At 40.3% G+C, this 2,601-nt stretch carries 6 protein-coding genes; 4 read left to right on the top strand and 2 right to left on the bottom strand.

Annotated features, from left to right (window positions below):
- From FWE37_09510 to FWE37_09500, 3 genes are all read left to right on the top strand, one after another.
- The coding region (locus tag FWE37_09510) for a hypothetical protein (GenBank protein MCL2521216.1) at positions 1-248 on the top strand (248 nt) is incomplete at its 5' end.
- Positions 249-312: 64 nt separating this feature from the next.
- On the top strand, positions 313-579 hold the full coding sequence (locus FWE37_09505) for a hypothetical protein (protein MCL2521215.1): 267 nt from the start codon (positions 313-315) through the stop codon (positions 577-579).
- Positions 580-978 (top strand): type II toxin-antitoxin system VapC family toxin, encoded by a 399-nt coding sequence (locus FWE37_09500; protein ID MCL2521214.1) that lies wholly within the window; start codon positions 580-582, stop codon positions 976-978.
- Positions 979-1,020: 42 nt separating this feature from the next.
- Here FWE37_09500 and FWE37_09495 read toward each other — a convergent pair whose 3' ends face one another.
- On the bottom strand, positions 1,021-1,413 hold the full coding sequence (locus FWE37_09495) for a hypothetical protein (protein MCL2521213.1): 393 nt from the start codon (positions 1,411-1,413) through the stop codon (positions 1,021-1,023).
- Positions 1,404-1,670 (bottom strand): hypothetical protein, encoded by a 267-nt coding sequence (locus FWE37_09490; protein ID MCL2521212.1) that lies wholly within the window; start codon positions 1,668-1,670, stop codon positions 1,404-1,406. Before FWE37_09490 ends, FWE37_09495 begins: the two co-directional genes overlap by 10 nt.
- 185 nt (positions 1,671-1,855) lie before the next feature.
- Between FWE37_09490 and argS the strand changes: the two genes are divergently transcribed.
- Positions 1,856-2,601: arginine--tRNA ligase (gene argS, locus FWE37_09485; GenBank protein MCL2521211.1), on the top strand; the 746-nt coding region annotated here is incomplete at its 3' end.

Genomic DNA, 2,601 nt, shown 5'->3' with positions numbered 1-2,601 from the left:
TTAAAGAGATGTATACTGGCTTTTTAGCGGTTTTTTATGAAGGGACGGCACCGCTTAGCGGTAACGAAGTAGTAGCCACGATGGTTTACAACTTTAGAGACGGCACCCGGCGGCTAATTGAATTTTTACCCGGCGCGCAGGCCGGTTTTTATGCGGTTAGGATAGATGGTGAGGTGCGTTGGCCCTTTGTGGTGGGCAGCTACCAGCTGGCGCGGCTGCTAAGCGCTATGCAGAGGTTGGTAAATTGATATAAATTGGTTGATAATTGTATAAAACGTTATTGTGTGCTATAGTGTAGGTAAGGTGGAATTTATGCAAAAAGCAGAAGTTTTTATGTGCGGCGATTTTCAGGCAATTCGCTTGCCTAAAAGTATCCGGTTAGACACTGATGTAGTTTTTATACAGAAAGAGCAAGAAAGATTATACTTAATGCTTGATGATACTAATGTTAATAACTTATCATTTAAAGAGTTAATGCAAAAAAATGGCTTATCTGCTCCTCAAAATGATGATAATTCGTATGAAGAATTATTTGGAGAAAAGCGGCAACTTCGGCTACCTCGAGCGGTGAAATTTTAAATGTCAAATAAATTTATGTTAGACACAGATATTTGCAGTTATATTATTAAGCAATTTAATAATAATGTGGTATCAAGCTATAATACGTATTTTAATAATTGTTATATAAGTGCCGTTACCTATGGAGAATTGCAATTTTGGGTATTAAAGCGTGGTTCGGAGAAGTTGCAAAGTGCGGTTCAACGTTTTTTAGAGCAAATCAAAATAATTGCTTTAGATGAAAATGTGATGCAGTGTTATGCCGAAGTACGTTTTGCACTAGAACGGGACGGCACGCCAGTGGACAACATGGATATGATGATTGCCGCCAGCGCGCTAGCCCATAAAATAACATTGGTAACTAATAATACGGTGCATTTTTCACGAATACCTAAGTTAGTAATTGAAAATTGGCTGTAAATTAAAGACCACTTGTGTGGTCTTTGTTAATTGTTTTTTTAATTAATTAAAAAGAGCGACTGCCTTTAAAATACTATCAAAATACGTTCTAGTTTCGGCATTAGTTGTTATTCCGCTAATGTCCTCTCCACTGCCATTAACGCCTGAATGATCAAAATCACCATCGGTACGGGCGGTAAACCTTTGCCAACCATTTGTACGGTCGCTTTCTGGGTTTTCGCTGGGGTACAATTCTCCGTCTATAAAGCTATCAAAAAACAACTCGGTAACGGTAACAAGGGTTAAATCGGTAAGGGGAACAAGGGTTAAATCATTATTAATACTCCTTGTAAAATGAAACTCAAGCCAAGCATATACCTCTTGCCACTCACCGGGGGCAAAATCCTCGGGCGTTTTTTCGTGGGTAATTCTTACTCTACCTGTATCTAAAAACAAAATAGTACCCTCTTCATTGGTGTGCCAAAACTATCGTGCACTTGACTTAAGTTTAAACCAGCATCACGGGTTAAATTACGCCCCATGCGAGCGGTAACACCTTCGCCCTCAAAGCGTTCAATAACGGCGGCTCTCATTGCTAAGGCACGGGCGCTTAAGCCATTGGTGTTATTATTGCTGCTCTCATTTCCTTTAGGGTTACAAGCCATTAATACTATTAACCCTAACACTACAAACATTTTACTTAAAACTTTCATAGTAGTCTCCTTTTTTAATTACTATTATAAAGGTGCGCTACATCTTTATAAATGCCTTATAATGCAAATTACTCATTTTATTCGCCTATTTGCTTATAACGCCTTGCCAAAGATGAAAAATACTCTTGCTAAGCAGCTCAATTTAGTTTATACTGCCTATAATAAGCCAAGAGAGGGATATTTTTATGATTAAGCAAACACTTATAGAAGCGGTAAAAAAAGCGGTAACCGGTTTATATGGCCGGCACGATTTAAGCGGTTTAATCACCGAGCGGCCCAAAAAGCCCGAATTGGGCGATATTGCCATACCGCTTTTTACTTTGGCTAAAACTTTGCGGCAAGCTCCTCCTGCTATTGCGGCGGCGGTGGCCGAGCAGCTTAAAAAAGATAACCCCAACTGGCAGTTAAATGCTGTGGGCGGCTACATTAATATTTTTTACAATAAGGCCGAAGTGAGTGCGGCCATCTTAAAAGAGGCCCTAGCGAACCTTAATAACTACGGGCAAAATCCGGCTTTAGCCGGCCAAAAAATTATGATAGAGTTTAGCGGCCCTAACACCAATAAACCGTTGCATTTGGGCCATTTACGCAACGATTGTTTAGGCGAAACGATGGCGCGCCTCTTTAAAAAGAGCGGGGCCGATGTACGTAAGGTAAACATTGTTAATGATAGGGGTGTGCATATTTGTAAAAGTATGCTGGCTTATCAAATGTTTAGTAACGGCGCTACCCCCGAAAGTACCGGTATGAAGAGCGACCATTTTGTGGGCGATTATTATGTTAAATACGCTAATTGGGAGAAAGACAACCACGAAGAAGCCGAAAAGCTTATTAAAGAAATGTTGGTTAAGTGGGAAGAAGGCGACCCCGCCACTATTAAGTTATGGCGGCTGATGAACGATTGGGCCATTAATGGTATGAACGAAACTTA

The organism is Spirochaetaceae bacterium (assembly GCA_009784515.1).
Taxonomy (GTDB): Bacteria; Spirochaetota; Spirochaetia; order WRBN01; family WRBN01; genus WRBN01.
Note: the sequence above shows the minus strand (reverse complement) of the source record. Positions and strands in the feature narration are given on the sequence as shown.

What these genes read in the sequence shown, in the direction of transcription:
- FWE37_09505 (MCL2521215.1), top strand. Translation starts at nt 313, where the DNA reads ATGCAAAAAGCAGAAGTTTTTATGTGCGGCGATTTTCAGGCAATTCGC.
- FWE37_09500 (MCL2521214.1), top strand. Translation starts at nt 580, where the DNA reads ATGTCAAATAAATTTATGTTAGACACAGATATTTGCAGTTATATTATT.
- FWE37_09490 (MCL2521212.1), bottom strand. Translation starts at nt 1,670, where the DNA reads ATGAAAGTTTTAAGTAAAATGTTTGTAGTGTTAGGGTTAATAGTATTA.